The sequence below is a fragment of the Sinomonas mesophila genome, assembly GCF_001999765.1.
GTDB lineage: Bacteria > Actinomycetota > Actinomycetes > Actinomycetales > Micrococcaceae > Sinomonas > Sinomonas mesophila.
Map to the genome: position 1 here is coordinate 32,247 of NZ_KV908325.1, position 20,832 is coordinate 53,078.

The following is a 20,832-nucleotide window of genomic DNA, read 5'->3' on the forward strand; positions in this document are numbered from 1 at the left end:
AGACCCTTCCTTGATGATAGATAGTGGGGTGCCGTCTCAGCCGAGGAATCCGCGGGCGTCGACGGGCCAGCGCTCGAGCGAGGTGCCGGTGCTGTCGGTGACGATGTACTCCTCGAAGTTCACCACGACCGGGCAGACGTGGTTGGGCACGACGGGGAGCACGGTGCCCACGCTCGGGCGGAAGTCCCCGTCGGGGAGCGGGAGGAATCCGTGGTACTCGTTGAGCTTGGACAGCACGGCCGTGGTGCCCGCGATGCCGCTGTAGCCGATCTCGGGGCTGCCCTCGCGGCCGATGGCCTTGGTGCCGATGTCGAGGATGACCTGGCCGGGGACCTGGTCGCTGACCACGGTGCCGGCGACGAACAGCGCGATCTGGTCCTGGGTGCAGGCGCCGAGCCTTGCGTTGTTGAGGTCGTTGAACACGTACTCGCCGGGGCGGATCTCGGTGATCACGCTGTTGGTGGCGAACTCCACGGTGGGCGTGGAGCCGGCGCTGACCACCTCCGGGGTGATGCCCACGGCCTTGAGGCTGCGCACCGCGGCAGTGAGGGCGGCCTCCTGGTCCTGTGCCGCACGCTCGCGGGCGTCGGGGCCGGCGCTGCCGTGGCCCGGGTAGGTGAACACCCCCGCCGGGACAAGGCCGCGGCTGCGCGCGGAGGCGGCCAGCTCGCCTGCCGCCTCAGGGGATACGCCGGAGCGGCGGGCGCCGCAGTCGACCTCGACCACGATCTCCAGCCGCCCGGCGTCGTCCCCCATCGCCTCGGCGAGGACGTCGATGGCGGCGAGGTTGTCGACGCCGACCCGCAGGCGGGTCGTCTCGGCCAGCTTGCGGATCCTCGGGCCCTTGGTCCCCGCGGCCCAGACGGGGTAGGCGATGAAGATGTCGCCGAAGCCGGCCGCGGCGAAGACCTCGGCCTCGCCTACGTTGCCCGCGGTGATGCCTACGGCACCCGCGTTGACCTGGCGGCGGCCGATCTCGACGCACTTGTGCGTCTTGACGTGCGGCCGGACCTGGAGGCCCCGCTGGTCGGCGAAGGCCTGCATGCGCTCGATGTTGTCCTGCATCACGTCGGCCAGGATGATCGGGGCCGGGGTGTCGATGCGCTCGACGAGCGCGTCGAGCGCCTTCTCCTCATGGTTTCGGGGTTTGGTGGAGTGCCGCTACACGGCGGTGACGATCATCTGGATCTCGACCGGGCTCGTACGCGGGAGCCCGGCGACGCCGATCGCGGTGCGGGAATGCCGTCCGTTCTCACCGAGGACCTCGATGAGAAGCTCGCTGGCCGCGTTGGCGACCTGGGACTGCAGGCCGAAGTCCGGTGGGCTGGCCACGAAGACGAGCATCTGGACGATCCGGACCCGCTCCAGGTCTCCGATCGCCTGCACGGCGGCGGCGAGGCAGTTGAGCGCGGCATGGCGCGCGAGCTCCTGCGCCGCCTCCAGGTCAACGTCCTGCCCCACAGTGCCCTGGCCCAGCAGCACGCCGTCCTTGAACGGCAGCTGGCCCGAGATGTGGATGCTCTCGCCCACCGCATTGTGGTGGATGTAGTACGGATTCTCCGCGAGGACCGGGAGCTCCCGGCCGAGGGCTCGGAGGCGGTCTGTTGCCGAGCCGGTCTTGGTAACACTCATGTGAGTTCAGGTCCTCTCTTGAAAGCCGCAGGGCGTGGCAGGCCACGGGGACGGATCGGTCGGTCCGGCCGGCGTCCTCTTCTGCGTATGTGAAATGTGGTGAGTGCGTGTTAGAGGGCGGTGTCGCCGCCGCTGATCAGGAGTGTTGTAGGGGACTCGAAGGGACGATAAAGAGCGCGGCGTCCGCGATCTCCTCGAAGGGGCCGCGGCAGATGTCCTTACGGGGACGCGGTCCTACGTTTGGTAGTAGTGCTCTTCGAGAGCCTTGATCAGCACCTCGCTGTCGCCGGTCATGGCGGCGTCCAAGAGCAGCAGGTGCCGAGTGGCCTGCGTGTCGCCGCTGCCGACTCCGCGCCGCATGATCGGCACCATCATGACGGCGAGAAGGGACTCCAGGCTTTGCCAGGCCTCGAACAGCTTTGCCCTGGGCTGCTGGCTCATCAACGTTCCGTGGAACTCCCGGTCCAGCCTCATGAGCTCGTCGACGTCATCCGGCAGCCGCAGCCCCCGCATGCGTTCCGCGATATCCCTCAGCTCCTTCTCCGCGCTCTCGGACGGGGGAAGCGCCGCGTGCCGGGCCGCTCGTCCTTCGAGTGCTGCGAAGACTTCCCCGATCTCGGCAATGTCGCTGTCGCTGAAGTAGCGGACCCGGTTGCCGGAGCCGGGCGAGAACTCCACCAGGCCGGTTGAGGCGAGTCGGGTCAGGGCCTCGCGGATGGTGCCGCGGCTCACCGAGAGATCCTCGGCGAGCCTTGTCTCCACCAGATGCCGACCCGGGTCGAGGGTTCCGAGGATGATCTCTCTCCGTATGCGGTGCTCCACCTGATCCACGAGGGTTGTCCGCTGCGCGGCTCGGGGCGCAAGCGTCCTCGCAAGAGTTGCCCCAGCTGGCTCAGAGAAGGGCCTTTTCTCCATTTGCCTCACACCCCTAGGTGGCTCATGGCGCCACCCCCGGTCGGGAGTGGGCCTTGACACATGATCACCTGACGATAGTATCAAACAGTGACGTCAGACACTACTGTCCGACAATCATAGGAGGGACACACCATGGACGGCCGGACCAGCCAAGAAGCCGTGATTCGCGGCTACTTGCGGATTCCGGGGCTTCCTGACGGGGACTTGGAGCTGCCCTATCTCCAGTTCCAAGGCCGGGCAGCAGGGCCTCGACTGACGTTGCTGTCCGGCGTGCACGGTTGCGAGTACTCGGGCATGGCTGCCCTGCGCGAGTTCCTTGGTGAGATCGACACCGCGGCACTCATCGGGACCATCACGGCGGTCCCGGTGGTCAACCTCCCGGCGTACACGAGCCGGACACCCTTCGTGGTTCCAGCCGATGGGAAGAATCTGAACAGGTGCTTTCCGGGTGACCCCAGCGGCACGTACGCCGACGTGCTCGCCCACCATGTCTTCGAGCGGTTCATCCGTGGAGCGGATTACGTCATCGACGTGCATTCCGGGGACCTCCCCGAGGTCATCGAGCCCCTTGTCGTCTATGACGAATCAGCGGTCGGTGAAGCTGCTCGGCAGATCGCCCTGGCCTACGGGACGGAGCACGTGATCAGGCAACCGGCCTCGGCGCGGGTCACCACTGGCACGACCAGTGCCGCTGCTGCGGACGCCGGCGTCCCTGCTATTACTGCCGAGGCGGGAGGCAACGGCGTCGTGAGTGCCCAAGCCGTCGCCACGCATCTCCGGGGGCTGCGGAACGTCGTCGCGACCTTGGGGATGCTCCCGTATGACGTAGAGCGGCCTTCCCGCCAGATCGAGCACGATCGGGGGTGGAGCTGGATCTACAGCCCCGTTGGGGGCTGGTGGCAACCGCTCGCCGAGCTCGGCAAGCGGGTCGACGAAGGCGAGGTCCTTGGACGCGTCAGCAACCTGTTCGGTGACGTCATCCACGAGGTGAAGGCACTCGAAGCCGGAACCCCCATGATCATCACCACGAGCCCCGCGGTTGCCGCGGAGGGGCTCCTTATGGCTCTGACCCAGGAGGTTTGAATGAGCACTACCAGGAAGCGCGTCGCCGTCATAGGCCTGGGAACCGCTGGCAGCATGGCTGCCTGGCGCCTGGCCTCACGGGGCGCGGACGTCGTCGGCTACGAGCAATTCGGGACGGGCCACGACCGCAGCGCCCATGCCGGCGAGTCTCGCATCTTCCGTACCGCCTACTTCGAAGATCAGGAGTACGCACCACTGCTCCGCACCGCCAAGGCCCTGTGGCGTCAACTCGAGGCGGAGACGGGCAGCGAGCTCCTCACCCTCGCTGGCCACCTCATGCTCGGGGAGGCTTCGACCGAGATGGCGAACGTCAGCGCCTCCATCGACCAGTTTGGGGTCGACGCCTCGGTGATCCCTCTCGAGGAGGCGCGCAAGCGCTGGCCGCAGCATCCCTTCCGGGAGGACGACGTCGTCGTGCTCGATCGCGAAGGAGGCTATCTCCGCCCGGAGCTGGCCGTCCTCAACGCCGCCCGCCGAGCCGAGACGCTCGGCGCCCAGCTGCGGACTTACACTCCCGTCGAGGGGATCGAGGTCAGGAACGACGGCGTCTGGGTCACGGCCGGTGGTCATAGCGAGCGTTATGATCATGCCGTCGTGACGACCGGCCCCTGGGCCGGCAAGCTCTTCCCTGAATTTGCGGCGCTCGTTGAAGTGCGCAAGGCAGTGTCGGCGTGGTTCGTCGGGAAGGAAGCCGGGGCCTTCGACCCGGCCCGCTTCCCGTGCTTCATCCGCGCGACTCCTCGGGAGTTCTACGGGCTGCCGGCGATGGCGGGGAACGGGCTGAAGCTCGGCCTGTCCGGCGCGGTCAATCGGCCTGTTGCCGACCCCGACGCCCTCGAGCGGACAGTGCCGCTCGATGAGGTGCAGGCCTTCAGAGAGCTGGTCACGGATTCCTTCCCAGGCCTCTACCCGGACCCGATCCGGGTCGCCGCCTACATGGATGGCTACACCCGGGACGGGCACGGAATCGTCGGGCGCCTTGGCGGCGAGGAGCGTCTCACTGTGGTCACGGGCCTCTCCGGCCACGGATTCAAGCTGGCGCCCGCGCTCGGCGAGATCGCCGCGGACTACGCCCTGGCCAGTTCGAGCGACAACACCCTCGCGCTCCTGAACCCCGATCGCTTCTTGGCAACCCAGTCCTCGGCGGCGAAGCGGGGAGGTGATACACGTCCCGTTCCCGGCGAATGACTGATTCCCTGGTAGTCCCCCAACGTCAACGAAGACCACGCAGAGTCAAAGAAGACCGCGTAGGGGACGTTCTGCCGAAAGCACTTGGCAGCACTGAACTGCCTCACCTGCAACTGCGACACCCTGCCGACATGATTCCAAGGAAAGCACCGTGAAGACAATCAAGAAGGTCCATGCCGCTGCTGCGGCCCTTGCCCTCCTCCTGACCCTGAACGCCTGCGCCAACGCTGCCAGCGGCGATTCTGCAAACCCCAGCCCCACCGAGATCGGGCTGCGGGACATCTCCGAGGGCGTCCAGCCCGACCCCAAGGCTGTGAGCCTTCTGCCGCAGGAGTACAAGGACAAGGGCGAGCTCACCGTCGCCGCTGACCTGCACTACCCTCCGACGGTCTTCCTCGCCTCTGACAACCAGACGCCGGTCGGCCTCAACCCGGACATCACCCGCCTCATCGCGAAGAAGCTCGGCGTGAAGGTGAAGTTCGTGGACACGAAGTTCGACACGATCATCCCGGGCCTCGACGGTGGCCGCTTCGACTTCACCGTCTCGACCATGGCCAAGACTGATGAGCGGCTCAAGGTCGTGGACATGATCGACTACTTCAAGGCTGGCAGCTCCATTGGCGTGAACGCCGGGAACCCCCAGAACCTGACCAACGAGACCCTGTGCGGCAAGAATGTCGCCGTGACGCAGGGTTCCACCGGCCAGCTACTGCGCCTCCCGGCCCTGAATGAGAAGACCTGCACCTCCCAGGGCAAGCCCGCGATCAACGCTGTGACCCTGCCGAACATCCAGGAGGCCCTGGTCCAGCTGCACGCGAAGCGGATCGACGCCATCCTCTACGACACGACCGCACTCGCATGGGCCCAGACGCAGCAGCCGGGCTCGTTCCAGATGCTCACCCCGCCGCTCAACGTCGGTGGCACCGGCATCACAGCTGTGGCGCTGAAGAAGGGCTCGCCGCTGACCCCGGCCATGCAGGCGGCGATCCAGTCCATCCTGGGGACCCCGGAGTACAAGGAGGCCCTCAAGACCTGGGGCCTCGAGTTCGGCGCCATCGACGACGCCAAGCTGAACTAGCGGGGGCGCCTTCATGATCACGGCTATCTATAAAGGAAGCAAAGAGTCGGCGGGAAGCATGAATGCCGCCCTCAAGCCCCGGCTGCGGCTGCGGACGCCCTCCGAGTACGCGGGATGGGTCCTCAGCATCTTCGTCGCCATCGGGATTCTCTCTTCGGTCCTGACCAACCCCAACTTCCGGTGGGAGATCGTCGGGAAGTACTTCTTCGCGGAGTCGATCCTGCGCGGGCTCATGCTCACGATCTTCCTCACGGTCGCGAGCATGGCCCTGGGCACGCTGCTGGGCCTGGCCCTGGCGGTCATGCGCTCCTCGCACGTGAAGCCGGTCTCGATCGCCGCGAGCCTCTACATCACGCTGTTCCGCGGCACCCCGGTGCTGGTGCAGCTGATCTTCTGGTTCAACATCGCCGCCCTGTACCCGAACCTCATGATCGGGATCCCGTTCACCGACATCGGGATGGCCATCGATGTCAACACGCTGATGGGCCCGATCACGGCGGCCCTGGTGGGCCTGACGCTGAACGAGGCCGCGTACATGGCCGAGATCATCCGCGGCGGGTTCTCCGCGGTGGGCAAGGGCCAGATCGAGGCCGCCGACTCGCTCGGCATGAGCGCCGGGACGCGGATGCGCAAGGTCATCATCCCCCAGGCCATGCCCTCGATCATCCCGGCCACCGGCAACCAGGTCATCGGCATGTTCAAGGGAACCTCGCTCGTGTCCGTCCTGGGCGTGGCCGAGCTGCTGCAGAGCGCGCAGCTGATCTACGCCCGCACCTTCGAGACGATCCCGCTGCTGATCGTGGCCAGCCTCTGGTACCTCGTGATGACCCTGCTGCTGAGCTACCCCCAGTCCAAGCTCGAGCAGAAGTACAACCGGGCGTCCTCCAACCTGCCCCGCAAGGCCAAGGCCGTCCAGCTCACCGACCCGGAAGGAGCGGCACGATGACGACGACCCCCGACGGCACGATCCACGTCCGGAACCTGCGTAAGTCGTTCGGCCCCAAGACGGTCCTGAAGGACATCAACCTCGACATCGCCAGCGGCGAGGTCGCCTGCATCATCGGCCCGTCCGGCTCGGGCAAGTCGACCCTGCTGCGCTGCCTCAATGGCCTGGAGACCGTCGACTCCGGCGTGCTGAAGGTCAACGGCGAGGACTTCGGCTACCAGGAGACCGAGCACGCCTACCACGCCCTGAGCCGCAAGCGCCTCGCCGAGCAGCGGACCCGGGTCGGGATGGTGTTCCAGCAGTTCAACCTGTTCCCGAACATGACCGCCGCGGAGAACGTCATGGCCGGCCCGGTGCTGGTCAAGCGCGGGGACAGGAAGGCCGCGGCCAAGCGCGCCCAGGAGCTGCTCACCGACGTCGGGCTCGGCCAGTTCGGGCACCACTACCCGGCCCAGCTCTCCGGCGGGCAGCAGCAGCGCGTCGCGATCGCCCGGGCCCTGGCCATGAACCCGGAGATCATCCTCTTCGACGAGCCCACGTCCGCGCTGGACCCTGAGAAGGTCGGCGAGGTCCTGGCGGTCATGAAGAGCCTGGCGAGCAAGGGCATGACCATGGTCGTGGTCACCCACGAGATGGGCTTCGCCCGCGAGGTCGGCGACACCGTCGTGTTCATGGACGAGGGCTACATCGTCGAACGCGGCGACGCCCGAGAAGTCCTCGGCAACCCCCAAGAACCCCGTACCCAGTCCTTCCTCGAGAAAGTGCTCTGAAGAAAAAATGTCTGATGGAAAGCTGGCCGTCATCGGCCTCGGCAGCATCGGCAGCATGGCCCTGTGGCAGGCCTCGCGCCTGACCGACTCGGTCGTCGGCTTCGAAGCGAAGGTCCCCGCCCACGGCCGCAGCGCCGTGGGCGGCGACACCCGCCTCTTCCGAATGCTCCACCTCAACCCGGCCTTCGACCCGCTCCTGAAGCGCTCCCAGCGCCTGTGGGCAGAGCTCGAGCAGGAGTCGGGCCAGGACATCCTCCTGCGCTGCGGCGGGCTGTACATCGGCACCGACAAAGGGCCGTACATCTCGCAGCTTCGCGAGTCGGCACAAGCGACCGGTGTTGTCCACGAGTTCCTTTCCCGCGGGGAGATGGCCGAGCGGTACCCGCAGCACAACCTGCGGGAGGACGACGTCGCGGTGTTCGACCCTGCCGGGGGTGCGCTGCGTACCGACCGTGCGGTCACGGCCGCGGTCGCCGCGGCCCAGGCCAACGGCGCCACCGTACTCACAAACACTCCGGTGGACGACATCCGCGAAACCGCCGACGGCGTCGTTGTGACCTCCGGGGACCGGTCCTGGACCTTCGAGAACGTCATCGTCGCCTCGGGGGGATGGTCACGGAAGCTCCTCCCGGAGGCCCTGCAGGCGCACACCCAGCCGAACAGGGTCTTCCTCACCTGGTTCGTCGCGAAGGACCCCGTGCTCTTCTCCCCGGAACGGTTCCCCATCTTCGTCCGGCTCTCCGGAGAGCGCTCCATGTACGGAGCGCCCGCGGTCGACGGGGTCACGGTCAAGGCAACCCTGAACTTCCGCCCCAAGCCGACCGAGCGCGCCGATGCTGTTCCGAGGGAGCTCACCGCCGAGGAGATCGCCGAGACGACCGAGACGGTGAGCGAGTTCTTCCCGGGCCTGTACCCGAACATCGTACGCTCGGACGCGTTCCCGGACCTCTTCACGACCGACCGGAACCCGCTGCTCGGCCGGCTGGGCGCCGGGAGCAGGATCTACACCGCGACCGGGTTCTCCGGCGGCGGCTTCAAGACGGCCACCGGTTACGGCGAGATCGCCGCCCTCGAGGCCCTGGGCAAGGAGACGTTCGAGGACGTCGACTTCCTGCGCCCGCAGAGGTTCACCGCCTAGCCTCCTACTCACCCCCATGAGCAGCGGCGGCCCCTCGAGGCCGCCGCTGCTTGATCCCCTCGCAGCCCGGCCTGGGCTGACGCCAGATCTCAGAAACTGAAACCAGTTCTGACGAAGAATCGTCGGAGCGCGGCCAACACTGGAGCGAGATGTCACAACCCGCTGCTGCCGAACGTCCATCATCCGTGGGTAGCCACTGGCTCGTTCCGGAGGAGATTGCCGCACTCCGCCCGGTAACGGCGGTGATCAGAGTCGTTCAAGACCGAGCACGCACTGGTGCCGACCTCCTGCGCACTCTGGACTACATCCCAGAAATCGTCACCGCCGAGGTCCTTGACGAGGACGGCTCCCTCTTGCTGAGGATTCAGGCGACAGAGCCTGCCCGCATCGAGGCGATCGCCAGTGGGTTGTGCAGGCAATCGGCTGTCGTGTCGTTAGACGTGACGCGAACGACGGTCGTCCTCTCCAAGCCCCCGGCCAACGGCGAGCCCGTTGGGGAGAAGATCGCCGCCCCGAGGCCGCCGAGCACGTGACCATGAATTGAGAAGGATATGGCACTTAAGAATTCATCGCTCAAGGGAATCGCTGGGGCTCAGGCCTCGGGCAGGAGCAGGATCGAGAAGGATTTCATCGGAGCTCGGGAGATCCCTGCAGATGTGTATTGGGGAATTCACACCCTGCGCGCACTTGAGAACTTCCCCGTCACCGGCATTCACATCTCCTCGTATCCAGCGCTGATGAGGGCGCTCGCCCAGATCAAGCGGGCAGCCGTACTGGCGAATTTCGACCTCGGGCTGATCGCTGGGGAAAAGAAGGACGCCATCGCGCAGGCATGCCTGGAGGTCGAGCAGGGCGGACTCCTTGACCACTTCGTTGTCGATGTGATCCAGGGCGGCGCCGGGACGTCCACGAACATGAACGTCAACGAGGTGATTGCCAATCGCGCCCTCGAACTCCTGGGCCACGATCGTGGTTCCTATTCAGTGATCCATCCCAATGGGGATGTAAATATGGGCCAGTCGACCAACGATGTCTACCCGACCGCGATCAAGATCGCCGCGATCCACAGCACTGGTGAGCTTCTGTCGGCCATGACGTATCTCCGCGAACATCTGGAGCACAAGGCCCTGGAGTTCAAGGACGTCGTCAAGATCGGCCGGACCCAGCTTCAGGATGCTGTGCCCATGACGTTGGGCCAGGAGTTCAGTACGTACGCGGTGATGGTCGATGAGGACGAGCGCCGTCTTCGTGAGGGACTCGTCCACCTCCACGAGGTCAATCTCGGCGGCACCGCGATTGGCACCGGCATCAACACGCATCCGGAATACGCATCGTTGGTTCGCGCCCACCTGCAGCGAATTACCGGGCTGCCCCTCGAAACTGCGAGCAATCTCGTGGAGGCGACCCAGGATTGCGGTGCCTTCGTGCTCTTCTCCGGTGTGCTCAAGCGAACTGCAGTCAAGCTCTCGAAAATCTGCAGCGACCTTCGTCTCCTTTCCTCCGGACCCCGAGCAGGGCTGGCCGAGATCAACCTTCCTCCCCGGCAGGCCGGATCGAGCATCATGCCTGGAAAGGTCAACCCCGTCATTCCCGAAGCCGTCAACCAAGTGGCCTTCGAGGTCATCGGCAACGACCTGACCATCACGATGGCGGCGGAGGCCGGACAGCTTCAGCTCAATGCCTTTGAGCCCATCATCGCGCACTCGCTGTTCGCCAGCCTGGCCCATCTGACGTCGGCCTGCACGACCTTGGCCGAGCACTGCATCAGCGGGATCACAGCCAACAGGGATCGCCTTCGTTCTCTCGTGGAGGAGAGCATCGGCGTCGTCACGATCCTCAATCCCCTGATCGGCTATGACCGTGCATCCGCAATCGCACGAGAAGCCTTGGCCGCCGGCCGCAGCGTGACGTCCCTGGTGCTTGAACGTGGACTCCTGACCGCGAGCGAGCTCGAGGAGGTCCTCAGCCCCGGGCGCCTGGTAGACCCCCACGGCAGCGTTGTGCAGGCGGTCCGCAGCGACGGGAGGACGCTGAGTTGAGAGAACGAAAAGAACACCTATCGGGGCAGACATCCCGCCTCACCTTCACGGCGAAGGACCGTGCGCATATGGACGAGGAGCTTGACCGCACCGTCAACCTGCTCGTCGGGCATGCGCTGCTTCGTCGCGAGATGGGAATCCTCGTCACCCGGCATTCGCCGCGGGACTTTACGGTCGAGCTCCATCCCGAGGTTCCTTTTGGAGTGACCCATGAGCGCCAGGTCTGGCGCAGGCACGCAGGTCTCGGCACCAGAAACGTCATGTGACGAACCAAATAGAACAATGCGGGCGGTAGGGAAGAAGCCGCTCGCGCTACCAGGGAACAGTCCCGGAATGGAGAACCTTTGGTCAAGGCAACTGTGATCAGCGACGCGACGACCGTTTACCCGGGGGAGCATGTCACGAAGGCAACCTCGGTGACGCCGGGCCAGACGGAGGTCTCCCTCCGTGCTTGGGAAGGTCAGGGGATCAGGACGGGGATCTGGGAGGTCACTCCTGGGACCTTCTCGAGCACCCGAGACGGCTACGACGAGATCTGCCAGATCATCAGCGGCACGGCCACGATCTCGGAGGCCGACGGCAGCACCTTCGAGATCGGCCCCGGGTCCCTCTTTGTGACGCCTGCTGGCTGGGAGGGCACGTGGACGGTCCACGAGACGCTGCGGAAGATGTGGGTTGTCGCGGACATCAAGGCCGACTAGCGCGAGCCTAGCTTCCTGAAGGCGAAGGGAGGCGGGCCCGTGAGGCCCGCCTCCCTTCTCCACCGAGATCACCAGAAAAGGTCAGGCAATGGAGATCACTCTCAACAACGGCGTGACGATGCCGGCCCTCGGGCTGGGCGTCTTCCAGAGTCCTCCGGAGCAGACGACGGCGGCTGTCGAGGCAGCGCTGTCCGCCGGCTACCGGCATATTGACACCGCGGCAGCCTACGACAATGAGCGGGAGGTCGGGGACGGGGTGCGGAGGTCTGGCCTCGACCGATCCGAGGTGTTCATCGAGACGAAGGTGTGGGTCAGCGACTACGGCTACGACGAGACCCTGCACGCCTGGGAGAAGTCAGCCCGCAAACTCGGCGTGGACTATCTGGACCTGTTCATCCTGCACCAGCCCGCGCCCGACCGCTTCGAGAAGACCATCGCTTCCTATAAGGCACTCGAGACCCTGCTCGGCGACGGACGGGTGCGGGCGATCGGGGTCAGCAACTTCATGCCGCATCACCTTGAGCACCTGCTTGCGAACGTGGATGTCGTCCCGGCGGTGAATCAGATCGAGCTGCACCCGTTCTTCGCGCAGCCGCAGGTGCAGGCCGCGAACGCGGAGAATCGCATCCTCACCCAGGCGTGGTCGCCGATCGGTGGCATCACCTTCTACCCCGGCTTCGGCGAGAAGCTCATGCGGAACGTGATGGAAGACCCGTCGATCGTGGCCGTGGCGGAGGCCCACGGGAAGAGCCCCGCTCAGGTCATGCTGCGCTGGCACCTGCAGCAGGGCCGCTCGGCCATCCCGAAGTCGAGCACCCCGGGCCGCATCGCGGAGAACTTCGACGTCTTCGACTTCGAACTCACCGCGGACGAGCTCGCCCGCATCGACGCCCTCGACCGGGGACTCCGCCATGGACCGGACCCCGACGTGGCTCGGGTGGCCAACTTCGCTCGGGTGATCGCCGAGGCCTAGCTGGCGGCACACGATTCGACCTCCCGCACGTAGTCTGCACTGCCTCACAACGACCAAGGAGAAAGTTTCATGACCGTGATGGTGTCCCGTTCTGACTCCTCCACCCACGCGCCCAGGCACACGGTTACTACTAGCACTCACGCTCCTGAGGGGTGGCCGCTGCACGACGTGTCCGCGCGCGGCTTCGCCTCGGACAACATTTCAGGCGCCCACCCCGAGGTCCTCGCCGCCCTCGCGGCCGCGAACGGCGGCTACCAGGCGTCCTATGGCCATGACCAGTACACCGCCCGGCTCCAGGAGGCTATGCGCGGACTCTTCGGGGACGGGGTCGAGACCTTCCCCGTCTTCAACGGAACCGGGGCGAACGTCCTGTCCCTCCAGCGTGCCCGTGCGCGAGTTCACCCGGGACGCCGGCGTCGACGTGGTGACCTTTGGCGGGACGAAGAACGGCATGCTCTTCGGCGAGTGCGTCGTCGTCCTCAACCCCGACGCCGCGCGCGGCCTGACCAATCTGCGAAAGATGAACATGCAGCTGGCCTCGAAGATGCGTTTCGTCTCGGCCCAGTTCCTCGCCCTTTTGGAGGACGGCCTCTGGCTGCGCTCCGCCGCCCACGCCAACGCGATGGCCACCCGGCTGCGTGACGCCATCGAGGGGATGGACGGCGTGAAGCCCACCCAGCCGACCGAGTCCAACGGCGTCTTCGCCACCCTCCCCGAGGGCGTGGCGGACCGCCTGCGCGAGCGCTTCCGCTTCTACGACTGGCACTCGGCGGAGCGCGAGGTGCGCTGGATGTGCTCGTTCGACACGACAGAGGAGGATGTCGACGCGCTTGTCACCGCGCTGCGAGAGGAACTCGAGCGCAAGCCGCGAGGCTTGATGTGCAGGCTGCGCGAGGAACTCGGGCGGCATTGAGAGAACGCATGAAGCAGTCTTCCAAGCTCCACAACGTCCTCTACGACATTCGCGGACCGATCCTGGAGGCTGCCCAGCAGATGGAGGCCGAGGGCCACCGGATCCTCAAGCTGAACATCGGCAACCCGGCGCCGTTCGGCTTCGATGTCCCTCATGGCGCTGCTCGAGCCGGGGGACGAGATCCTCATCCCCATGCCGGACTTCCCGCTGTGGACGGCGTCGGTCTCGCTCGCGGGCGGCCACGCGGTGCACTACCTGTGCGACGAAGAGCTCGACTGGGAGCCGGACCTGGACGACCTCGAGTCGAAGATCACGCCCCGGACCAAGGGCATCGTCGTGATCAACCCGAACAACCCGACTGGGGCGCTCTACTCCGACTCGACGCTGCGCCGGATCGTCGAGCTCGCCGAGAGGCACGGGCTCATCGTCTTCGCCGACGAGATCTACGAGAAGATCCTCTACGACGGGGCCACGCACACCAACATGGCCGCCTTCACGGGCGAGGACGTGCTCTGCCTGACCTTCTCGGGCCTGTCCAAGGCCTCCCGGGTCTGCGGCTACCGGGCCGGGTGGATGGCCATCTCGGGACCCAAGCAGGCCGCGGCCGACTACCTCGAGGGGATCACCCTCCTGGCCAACATGCGCCTCTGCGCGAACGTGCCTGCGCAGCACGCGATCCAGACCGCCCTCGGCGGGTACCAGAGCATCAACGACCTCATCCTGCCCGGCGGGCGGCTGCTCGAGCAGCGCAACAAGGCCTACACCATGCTCAACGCGATCCCCGGCGTCTCGACGCGCCAGGCCAAGGGCGCGCTCTACCTCTTCCCGCGGCTCGACCCGGAGGTGTATCCGATCCAGGACGATGAGAAGTTCGTCCTGGACCTGCTGCGTGAGCAGAAGATCCTCGTCTCCCACGGGCGGGCCTTCAACTGGCACGCCCCGGATCACTTCCGGATGGTCACGCTGCCCGCTGTGGCGGACATCGAGGAGGCCATCCGCCGAATGGCTGACTTCCTGTCCCGGTACGAGGGAAACTGAGCGAGCGCTCAGAAGGCCTGTCCGGTCGGGTGCTCCGCAGGGACGAGCCTCACGAGGGCGTCGTCCTTGTGGGCGTCCAGCCGCTTCATCGCGAGAGCCTGCTCGCCGTCCCGGATGGCCTCGGCGATGCCTCGATGCTCGGCCACGCGAGCCGACTCGTCCTCGTAGCTGCCCTCGAGCCGATTGAGGCAGATGCGTGTCTCCGTGAGCAGGGTCGCGTGCATCCTCGAGAGCCTCGGGCTAGCGGCCAGGGCCACGAGCCGCTCATGGAAGGCGAGGTCCGCCTCGGAGATGGCCTCGAGGTCGTCTGCTTTCCTGGCCTCGTCCATGCGCTCGACGCAGACGAGGAGCTCTTCACCCGCGGCCGCGTGGTCACCGGCGAGGAGGATCTCCGAGGCGCCCTTCTCCAAGGAGGTCCGAACCTGATAGATGTCCCGCAGATCGTCGGGGCCGAATTCGCGGACGAAGACCCCCTTGTTGCGGATGCTCTCGACGAGGCCCTCTTGGGCAAGACGCTGGATCGCCTCACGGACGGGCCCCCGGCTCACGCCGAGTTCACCCGCAATGTCCATCTCCACGAGCTGAGATCCGGGAGCCAGCGTCCCGTTGGCGATGAACTTCCTCAACTGGTTGGCGATGAGGGTCGGCGTGGACTCTTGTTTGATCGGCTGGAAGGCCTGCTGCGCTGTCATGTTCCCCTGACCTCAACGAGATACAACCTTGTCAACAATCATAGGAGACGGGACACTGGCAGCTCATCGGGCTACGAGCACCGTCCGCGGCGCCTGGAAGGACAGCAGGCGCACCCACTCCGGCTCGGGATCCGCGAGCTGGACGGCGGGCAGGGCCGCGGCGGTCTCCTGGACGACGACGGCGGCCTCGAGTTCCGCGAGCTTCGCGCCGAGGCAGCGATGGACGCCGGAGCCGAACGCGAGGGCGTAGTCGGTGGCCCGCGCGCCGCTGGCAGAATGGTTCCCCGTCAGCTCGAGGAGGATCTCGGCCCCGGCCGGAACCGTCTGGCCGCCGATCGTGGTCTCGTGCGCGGCGACGCGGCGCCATGTCGGGACCGAGGACTCGCCGGCCAGGACGTGCCGGACGGCCCGCCGCGCCCCGTCGGGCTCTCCCGACTCGGCCCACGTGACCGGGCACGACCCCTCGGCCAGGCGGAACAGCACGGTGCTGATGAGCTGCGTCGTCGTCTCCTGCCCCGCGATGAGCAGGAAGTAGCCGAGCGAGCAGATCTCGGGGGTCGAGAGCCCGTGCCGGTCCAGCGCCGCGAACAGGTTCCGCTCCGGGGAGGCCACGGACGCCCTCACGAGGTCCCGGAGCCAGCGGTAGAAGTCCGCAGCGCCGCGGGCGAGCTCGAGCTGCCGCGCGTCGTCGGGCCAGCCCCAGAACAGCTCGAGCGAGTCCCGGCTCCACGCCTTGAGCGCAGCGAGCTCGTCGTCGGGGACCCGCAGCCCGAGCAGCTCAAGCATGACCTGCGCGGGCGGGAGCGCCGCGACGGCCTCAACGAGGTCCACGTGTCCCTGCGCCGCGAGCCGCGCCGCGGCCGCGCTCGCTGACTCCCGGGCGAGCTCGCGGATCCGCGGCTCGATCCCGGCGACGGTCGCGGGCGTGAAGAACCCCGCCACGACCTTCCGGATGCCCGCGTGCGTGGGCGAGTCGTTGCTCGCGAGGATCGGCGGCAGCGCGAACCGCGCCCCCTGCAGGACCCGCAGCGACGGCCCCGTGAGCGGCGTGACCGCGACGAGGGCGTTGGCCGGGCTGAAGTCCTCGGGTCGGTGCAGGACTTCGCGCACCAGAAGCGGCTCGCGGACGACGACGAAGCCCGCCGTGGCGCTCATGCCGGCACGTCTTCAGCGATTAGCGGCCCCCCGGCCAGCTCATCCACCAGCCCCCCGAGCCACGTGGACGCCTCGGCCCGGAAGCGATCGGGCTCGAGCTCCGAGGCCCGCTCCGGGATCGCCCCGAGCAGGGGGACGATTCCGCTGGAGAGCGTCGCGAGGTTCCCCCGCTCGGCCAAGCCGGGCTCGCCCGGCCGGGAACCCACGACCAGCCCGACGACGGGGAGGCCTCGCCGGTCGAGCGCCTCGAGCGTGAGGGCCGTGTGGTTGAGCGTGCCGAGGGCCGCGCGGGTGACGAGGACGAAGCCCTGGGTGGCCACGTTGTCCCCCAGCGCGAGGGGGAGGTCCGCGAGCGTCGCGCCGTCGTCGTCGAGCTCGACGAGGAGCCCGCCCGCGCCTTCGACGAGGACGTGGTCGTGGGTGGCGGCGAGCCCGGCGATGCGGGCGGCGTGGTCGACGGCGGTGGGCAGCCGCGCGGCGTCGAGCACCGCGGCGGGGCGCGGGGCGAGGGGCTCGCCGAGCACGGCCCCGGCCTCCGCCGTCGCGATCCCGGAGAGGCGGAGCACCTCGGCGACGTCCGAGTCGCCGTGGCGCGCGCCGGTCTGGCACGGCTTGTAGACGGCCACGGCGCGGCCGCGGGCCGTGAGCGCGGCGGCGAGGGCCGCCGTCGTGATCGTCTTGCCGACGCCGGTGTCCGTCCCGGTGACGAACAGGATGCGGGGGAGGGTCATGCCGGTGTCCCTTCTGTCTCTCGGTCGACCGCAGCCTTCAGCACCGAGCAGGCCTCATCGATGTCTTCGGGGGTCAGTGCGGCGTGCGCCGTGAGGCGGAGCCGGGAGACGCCGTCCGGGACCGACGGTGGGCGGAAGCAGCCCACGCGGACGCCGGCGTCGGCGGCGGCGCGGGCCGCGGCGGCCGCGGCCTCTGCCGAGGGCATCGCGAGGGACTGGACGGCGCCGGCCCCCGCCGACAGCGGCCCAAGCCCCGCGAGGCCGGTGGCGATGAGGCCCGCGGCGATGAGGCCCGCGTTCGCGCGGACGCGCTCGGCCCGCCACGGCTCGTCGCGGACGATCCCGAGGGCGGCCAGCGCGGCGGCGGCCGAGGCGGGGGCGAGCGCGGTGTCGAAGATGAAGCTGCGCGAGCGGTTGACGAGGTGCTCGCGCACGAGCGCGGGGCCGAGGACGGCGCCGCCCTGGCTGCCGAGGGCCTTGGAGAGCGTCGCGGTCACGATGACGTGCGGGCTGCCGGCCAGCCGCGTCCCGGCCACTGCGCCCCGGCCGCGGAACGTCCCCGTGCCGGCCACGCCGAGGCTGTGCGCCTCGTCGACGAGAAGCATCGCGTCGTGCTCCTCGGCCACCGCGAGCAGCCGCTCGAGGGGCGCCGCGTCGCCGCCGACGCTGTAGATGGACTCGACGGCGATGAGAGCGCGCGGTTCGCCGCGCTCGGCGAGGAGGCGCGCGACGTCTGCCGCACTGACGTCGTCCGCGCTGCGGTGCGCGAACGTCACCACCCGCGAGCGGCTGAGCCGGCAGCCGTCCACGAGCGAGGCGTGGCAGTGCTCATCGGCGAGGATGAGAGTCCCGGGGCCGCCGAGCGCCGTCACGACGCCGATGTTCGCCAGGTACCCCGACGAGTAGACGAGCCCGGCCTCCATGCCCGTGGTCTCGGCGAGCCCGGTCTCGAGCGCTAGGTGCAGCTCGGTGGTGCCGGCGACAAGCCGGGAGGCCGTCGAGCCGGCGCCCCACGTGCGGGCGGCCTCGGCGGCGGCCTCCGCGAGGCGCGGGTCCCGGGCGAGGCCGAGGTAGTCGTTGCTCGCGAGGTCGATCACGCGCTCGCCGGCCCGCCGGGCCACAGGGCCGCGGACGAGCCCGCGGCGCTCGCGGACGTGGGCCTGCTGCTCCAGCCAGCGGGTCATCGAGCGGCTCATGCGGGCACCCCTGCATGAACCTCGGCGACGGCGCCGACGATCCCGGCGGTGATCGCCTCGACGTCCTCCGCGGAGCTGACGTACGGCGGCATGGTGTAGACGAGGTTCCGGAACGGGCGGACCCACACGCCGCGGCGGAGGGCCGCGCGCGTGACGGCGGGGACGTCGACGTCGTGCGCGAGCTCGACGACGCCCACGGCGCCGATCGTGCGGACGTCGGCGACGGCGTCGAGCGCCGCCGCGGGAGCTAAACCGCGGGCGAGACCGGATTCGATCCGGCGGACGTCCTCGCGCCACGCGCCGCCCTCGAGGATGCCGAGGCTCGCGTTCGCGACGGCGCACGCGAGCGGGTTGGCCATGAATGTGGGGCCGTGGAGGAGTCGGCCGGCCGAGGAGACGGCGGCGGCGACCTCGCCCGTGCAGAGCATCGCGGCGAGCGTGAGGTAGCCGCCCGTGAGCGCCTTGCCGACGCAGAGGATGTCCGGCACGACGCCAGCGTGGCCCGCGGCGAAGAGCTCGCCCGTGCGGCCGAAGCCCGTCGCGATCTCGTCGAGGATGAGCAGGAGGCCGTGCCGGTCCCCGACCTCGCGCAGGATCCGCACGCACTCCGGCGGGTAGGCGTGCATGCCGCCGGCGCCCTGCAGCGCGGGCTCGGCGACGATCGCCGCGAGCCCGTCCGCGTGGGCTGCGGCGAGGCGCTCGACGGCGTCGCGCCAGGCAGCGAGGTCCTCCGGCGTCGCAGTGGCCGAGGCGGGCGGGCGGGGCGCGAAGACGTTCGCGGGCACGAGGCCGCCGAAGGCCGCGTGCATGCCGTCGACGGGATCGCACACGGACATCGCGCCGACCGTGTCGCCGTGGTAGCCGCCCCGCAGGGCGAGGAACTTCTGCCTGTTGGGGCGGCCCGCCGCGGCCTGGTACTGGACGGCGAGCTTGAGCGCGACCTCTACGGACACCGAGCCCGAGTCGGCGAGGAACACGCGCCCGAGCGCGGGCCGGCCCGGGTCCGCGGGCGCCATCGCGACGAGCCGCTCGGCGAGCTCGACCGCCGGATCGTGGGTCAGGCCGCCGAACATGACGTGGCTGAAGCGCGAGAGCTGGCGCTTGGCCGCCGCGTCCAGGAGTGGGTTGCGGTAGCCGTGGATGACCGACCACCACGAGGACATCGCGTCGACCGCCTCGTGGCGCGCCCCGCCGTCGTCCCTCAGCCGCAGCCTCACGCCCTCGGCGTCCTCGACCTCCCACAGCGGGAGCGTCGGCGAGGCCGGAGCGTAGGGGTGCCAGAGGGCGGCGCGGTCGCGGGCGATGAGGCCTGGGTTGTTGAGCCCACCGCTCACGAGGCCGCTCCTGCCGCGAGCGTCCCGTGCCGCGAGCACTCCGCCGCCCAGCCCATCGGCGTGACCTGGACCTTCATCCGGCGCCGGCAGGACGCGCAGTAGCGCGGCGGCTCCATCGCGAGGCGCTGCTCGCAGCGCTCGTGGCCAGGAGACGGCGGGTCGGCGGACGACGGCGGGTGCGCGCCCGGCGTCGTGCGCTCCCCGAGGCGCTCGCCGCAGTGCCCGCAATACAGCTGGGTGGAGACCTCCTGCATCAGAGCGACTTCTGGAGTTCCCGGATGGGCATGTTGAGCTCGACGAGGAGGTCGAGGTCGGCGTCGGCGGGGCGGCCCAGGGTCGTGAGGTAGTTGCCGACGATCACGGCGTTGATGCCGCCGAGCAGGCCCTCGCGGGTGCCGAGGTCGCCGAGGGTGAGCTCGCGGCCGCCGGCGTAGCGGAGCACGGTGCGGGGCATGGCGAGTCGGAAGGCGGCGATCGCGCGGAGGGCGTCCTTGCCGTCCATGATCGGCTGGTCCTCGAGCGGGGTACCGGGGCGGGGGTTGAGGAAGTTGAGTGGAACCTCGTGGGGCTCGAGGGCGGCGAGCTGGGCCGCGAGTTCGGCGCGCTGTTCGACCGTCTCACCCATGCCGATGAGCGCGCCGCAGCACAGCTCCATGCCCGCGTCCTTGACCATGCGGCACGTCTCGAGGCGCTCCTCGTAGGTGTGCGTCGTGACGACCTCGGGGAAGTAACTGCGCGCCGTCTCGAGGTTGTGGTTGTAGCGGTGCACGCCCCATTCCGCGAGCTGGTCGACCTGGCGCTGGGTGAGCATGCCGAGCGAGCAGGCGATGTTGATGTCCACCTCGGCGTTGATCCGGTCGATGGCGAACTTGATCTGGTTCATGAGCTTGATGTCGGGGCCGCGGACGGCGGCGACGATGCAGAACTCGGTGGCGCCCGTGGCGGCGGTCTCCTTGGCGGCCTTGACGAGCTCGGGGATGTCGAGCCAGACGCCGCGCACGGGGGAGTCGAAGAGGCCGGACTGGCTGCAGAAGTGGCAGTCCTCGGGGCAGCCGCCGGTCTTGATGGAGATGATGCCCTCGACCTCGACGTCCTCGCCGCAATGCTGGATCCGCACCTCGTGGGCGAGCTGGAGGGCGGCGGGGATGGCCTCGTCGGGGAGGTTGAGAACCTCGAGGATCTGCGCCTCTCTGAGCCCCCGGCCCTCGTGCAGGACCTGCTTCCGGGCCGTCTCGAGAATGGCGTAGCCGCTGGTCATCGTTGGTCCTCCAGGTCCGTCGCGTCCGCCGGCGGCCGATCGTGCTGCCGGT

23 protein-coding genes and 1 pseudogene are annotated in these 20,832 nt (G+C 68.4%); 14 read left to right on the top strand and 10 right to left on the bottom strand.

The genetic code is table 11. The features are described from left to right. Positions 1-36: 36 nt before the first annotated feature. The 3 genes from BV907_RS05345 to BV907_RS05355 all read right to left on the bottom strand — a co-directional run bounded on the left by BV907_RS05345 (position 37) and on the right by BV907_RS05355 (position 2,463). Positions 37-1,065 (bottom strand): alanine racemase, encoded by a 1,029-nt coding sequence (locus tag BV907_RS05345; RefSeq protein ID WP_245827822.1) that lies wholly within the window; start codon positions 1,063-1,065, stop codon positions 37-39. Between the two features lie 96 nt (positions 1,066-1,161). Beyond that, on the bottom strand, positions 1,162-1,632 hold the full coding sequence (locus tag BV907_RS05350; protein WP_077488703.1) for a RidA family protein: 471 nt from the start codon (positions 1,630-1,632) through the stop codon (positions 1,162-1,164). Positions 1,633-1,866: 234 nt separating this feature from the next. Then, the gene (locus tag BV907_RS05355; RefSeq protein ID WP_175637377.1) at positions 1,867-2,463 is read right to left on the bottom strand and encodes a GntR family transcriptional regulator; all 597 of its coding nucleotides are present in this window, start codon (positions 2,461-2,463) and stop codon (positions 1,867-1,869) included. Positions 2,464-2,679: 216 nt separating this feature from the next. Here BV907_RS05355 and BV907_RS05360 point away from each other — a divergent pair, with 216 nt between their 5' ends. The 14 genes and pseudogenes from BV907_RS05360 (at position 2,680) to BV907_RS05425 (ending at position 14,414) form a co-directional block, all read left to right on the top strand. After that, positions 2,680-3,630, top strand: a complete 951-nt coding sequence (locus tag BV907_RS05360) for a succinylglutamate desuccinylase/aspartoacylase family protein (RefSeq protein ID WP_077488705.1) — start codon at positions 2,680-2,682, stop codon at positions 3,628-3,630. Beyond that, positions 3,631-4,818, top strand: coding sequence for an N-methyl-L-tryptophan oxidase (gene solA, locus BV907_RS05365; protein WP_077488706.1), 1,188 nt, complete (start codon positions 3,631-3,633; stop codon positions 4,816-4,818). A 151-nt stretch (positions 4,819-4,969) separates the two neighbouring features. Next, complete coding sequence (locus BV907_RS05370) at positions 4,970-5,896, top strand: ABC transporter substrate-binding protein (protein WP_077488707.1); 927 nt, start codon at positions 4,970-4,972, stop codon at positions 5,894-5,896. A gap of 58 nt (positions 5,897-5,954) precedes the next feature. Beyond that, complete coding sequence (locus tag BV907_RS05375; RefSeq protein ID WP_077488708.1) at positions 5,955-6,842, top strand: amino acid ABC transporter permease; 888 nt, start codon at positions 5,955-5,957, stop codon at positions 6,840-6,842. Beyond that, positions 6,839-7,612 (top strand): amino acid ABC transporter ATP-binding protein, encoded by a 774-nt coding sequence (locus tag BV907_RS05380; protein ID WP_077488709.1) that lies wholly within the window; start codon positions 6,839-6,841, stop codon positions 7,610-7,612. Before BV907_RS05375 ends, BV907_RS05380 begins: the two co-directional genes overlap by 4 nt. A gap of 7 nt (positions 7,613-7,619) precedes the next feature. Continuing rightward, positions 7,620-8,750 (top strand): N-methyl-L-tryptophan oxidase, encoded by a 1,131-nt coding sequence (solA, locus tag BV907_RS05385; RefSeq protein WP_077488710.1) that lies wholly within the window; start codon positions 7,620-7,622, stop codon positions 8,748-8,750. A gap of 149 nt (positions 8,751-8,899) precedes the next feature. After that, the gene (locus BV907_RS05390) at positions 8,900-9,283 is read left to right on the top strand and encodes a hypothetical protein (RefSeq protein WP_139346618.1); all 384 of its coding nucleotides are present in this window, start codon (positions 8,900-8,902) and stop codon (positions 9,281-9,283) included. Between the two features lie 18 nt (positions 9,284-9,301). Further along, on the top strand, positions 9,302-10,789 hold the full coding sequence (gene aspA, locus BV907_RS05395; RefSeq protein ID WP_077488712.1) for an aspartate ammonia-lyase: 1,488 nt from the start codon (positions 9,302-9,304) through the stop codon (positions 10,787-10,789). Between the two features lie 68 nt (positions 10,790-10,857). Continuing rightward, positions 10,858-11,055 carry a hypothetical protein gene (locus BV907_RS05400; RefSeq protein ID WP_077488713.1) on the top strand — a complete coding sequence of 66 codons (198 nt, stop codon included), beginning with the start codon at positions 10,858-10,860 and terminating at the stop codon, positions 11,053-11,055. Between the two features lie 78 nt (positions 11,056-11,133). Next, on the top strand, positions 11,134-11,490 hold the full coding sequence (locus BV907_RS05405) for a cupin domain-containing protein (protein ID WP_077488714.1): 357 nt from the start codon (positions 11,134-11,136) through the stop codon (positions 11,488-11,490). A gap of 88 nt (positions 11,491-11,578) precedes the next feature. After that, entirely contained in the window at positions 11,579-12,463 is an 885-nt protein-coding gene (locus BV907_RS05410) for an aldo/keto reductase (RefSeq protein WP_077488715.1), read from the top strand. A 78-nt stretch (positions 12,464-12,541) separates the two neighbouring features. Continuing rightward, positions 12,542-13,105, top strand: coding sequence for a beta-eliminating lyase-related protein (locus BV907_RS18215; protein WP_425441610.1), 564 nt, complete (start codon positions 12,542-12,544; stop codon positions 13,103-13,105). Between the two features lie 22 nt (positions 13,106-13,127). Continuing rightward, positions 13,128-13,376, top strand: coding sequence for a hypothetical protein (locus BV907_RS19760; protein ID WP_425441607.1), 249 nt, complete (start codon positions 13,128-13,130; stop codon positions 13,374-13,376). Positions 13,377-13,384: 8 nt separating this feature from the next. Then, positions 13,385-14,414, top strand: a pseudogene (locus tag BV907_RS05425) (pyridoxal phosphate-dependent aminotransferase). Positions 14,415-14,422: 8 nt separating this feature from the next. Here BV907_RS05425 and BV907_RS05430 read toward each other — a convergent pair. From BV907_RS05430 to bioB, 7 genes are all read right to left on the bottom strand, one after another. Continuing rightward, entirely contained in the window at positions 14,423-15,106 is a 684-nt protein-coding gene (locus BV907_RS05430) for a GntR family transcriptional regulator (RefSeq protein ID WP_077488718.1), read from the bottom strand. Between the two features lie 63 nt (positions 15,107-15,169). Next, positions 15,170-16,261 carry a cytochrome P450 family protein gene (locus BV907_RS05435; protein WP_077488719.1) on the bottom strand — a complete coding sequence of 364 codons (1,092 nt, stop codon included), beginning with the start codon at positions 16,259-16,261 and terminating at the stop codon, positions 15,170-15,172. After that, the gene (gene bioD / locus BV907_RS05440; RefSeq protein WP_077488720.1) at positions 16,258-16,992 is read right to left on the bottom strand and encodes a dethiobiotin synthase; all 735 of its coding nucleotides are present in this window, start codon (positions 16,990-16,992) and stop codon (positions 16,258-16,260) included. Before bioD ends, BV907_RS05435 begins: the two co-directional genes overlap by 4 nt. After that, positions 16,989-18,188 carry an 8-amino-7-oxononanoate synthase gene (locus tag BV907_RS05445; protein WP_342745516.1) on the bottom strand — a complete coding sequence of 400 codons (1,200 nt, stop codon included), beginning with the start codon at positions 18,186-18,188 and terminating at the stop codon, positions 16,989-16,991. Before BV907_RS05445 ends, bioD begins: the two co-directional genes overlap by 4 nt. Further along, positions 18,185-19,522, bottom strand: a complete 1,338-nt coding sequence (locus BV907_RS05450; protein WP_077488722.1) for an adenosylmethionine--8-amino-7-oxononanoate transaminase — start codon at positions 19,520-19,522, stop codon at positions 18,185-18,187. Before BV907_RS05450 ends, BV907_RS05445 begins: the two co-directional genes overlap by 4 nt. After that, positions 19,519-19,776: a biotin synthase auxiliary protein BsaP gene (gene bsaP / locus BV907_RS05455; protein WP_077488723.1), complete on the bottom strand. Its 258-nt coding sequence runs from the start codon at positions 19,774-19,776 to the stop codon at positions 19,519-19,521. Before bsaP ends, BV907_RS05450 begins: the two co-directional genes overlap by 4 nt. Further along, positions 19,776-20,780, bottom strand: coding sequence for a biotin synthase BioB (bioB, locus tag BV907_RS05460; RefSeq protein ID WP_077488724.1), 1,005 nt, complete (start codon positions 20,778-20,780; stop codon positions 19,776-19,778). The genes bsaP and bioB overlap by 1 nt, the downstream gene beginning before the upstream one ends. Between the last annotated feature and the right edge of the window lie 52 nt (positions 20,781-20,832).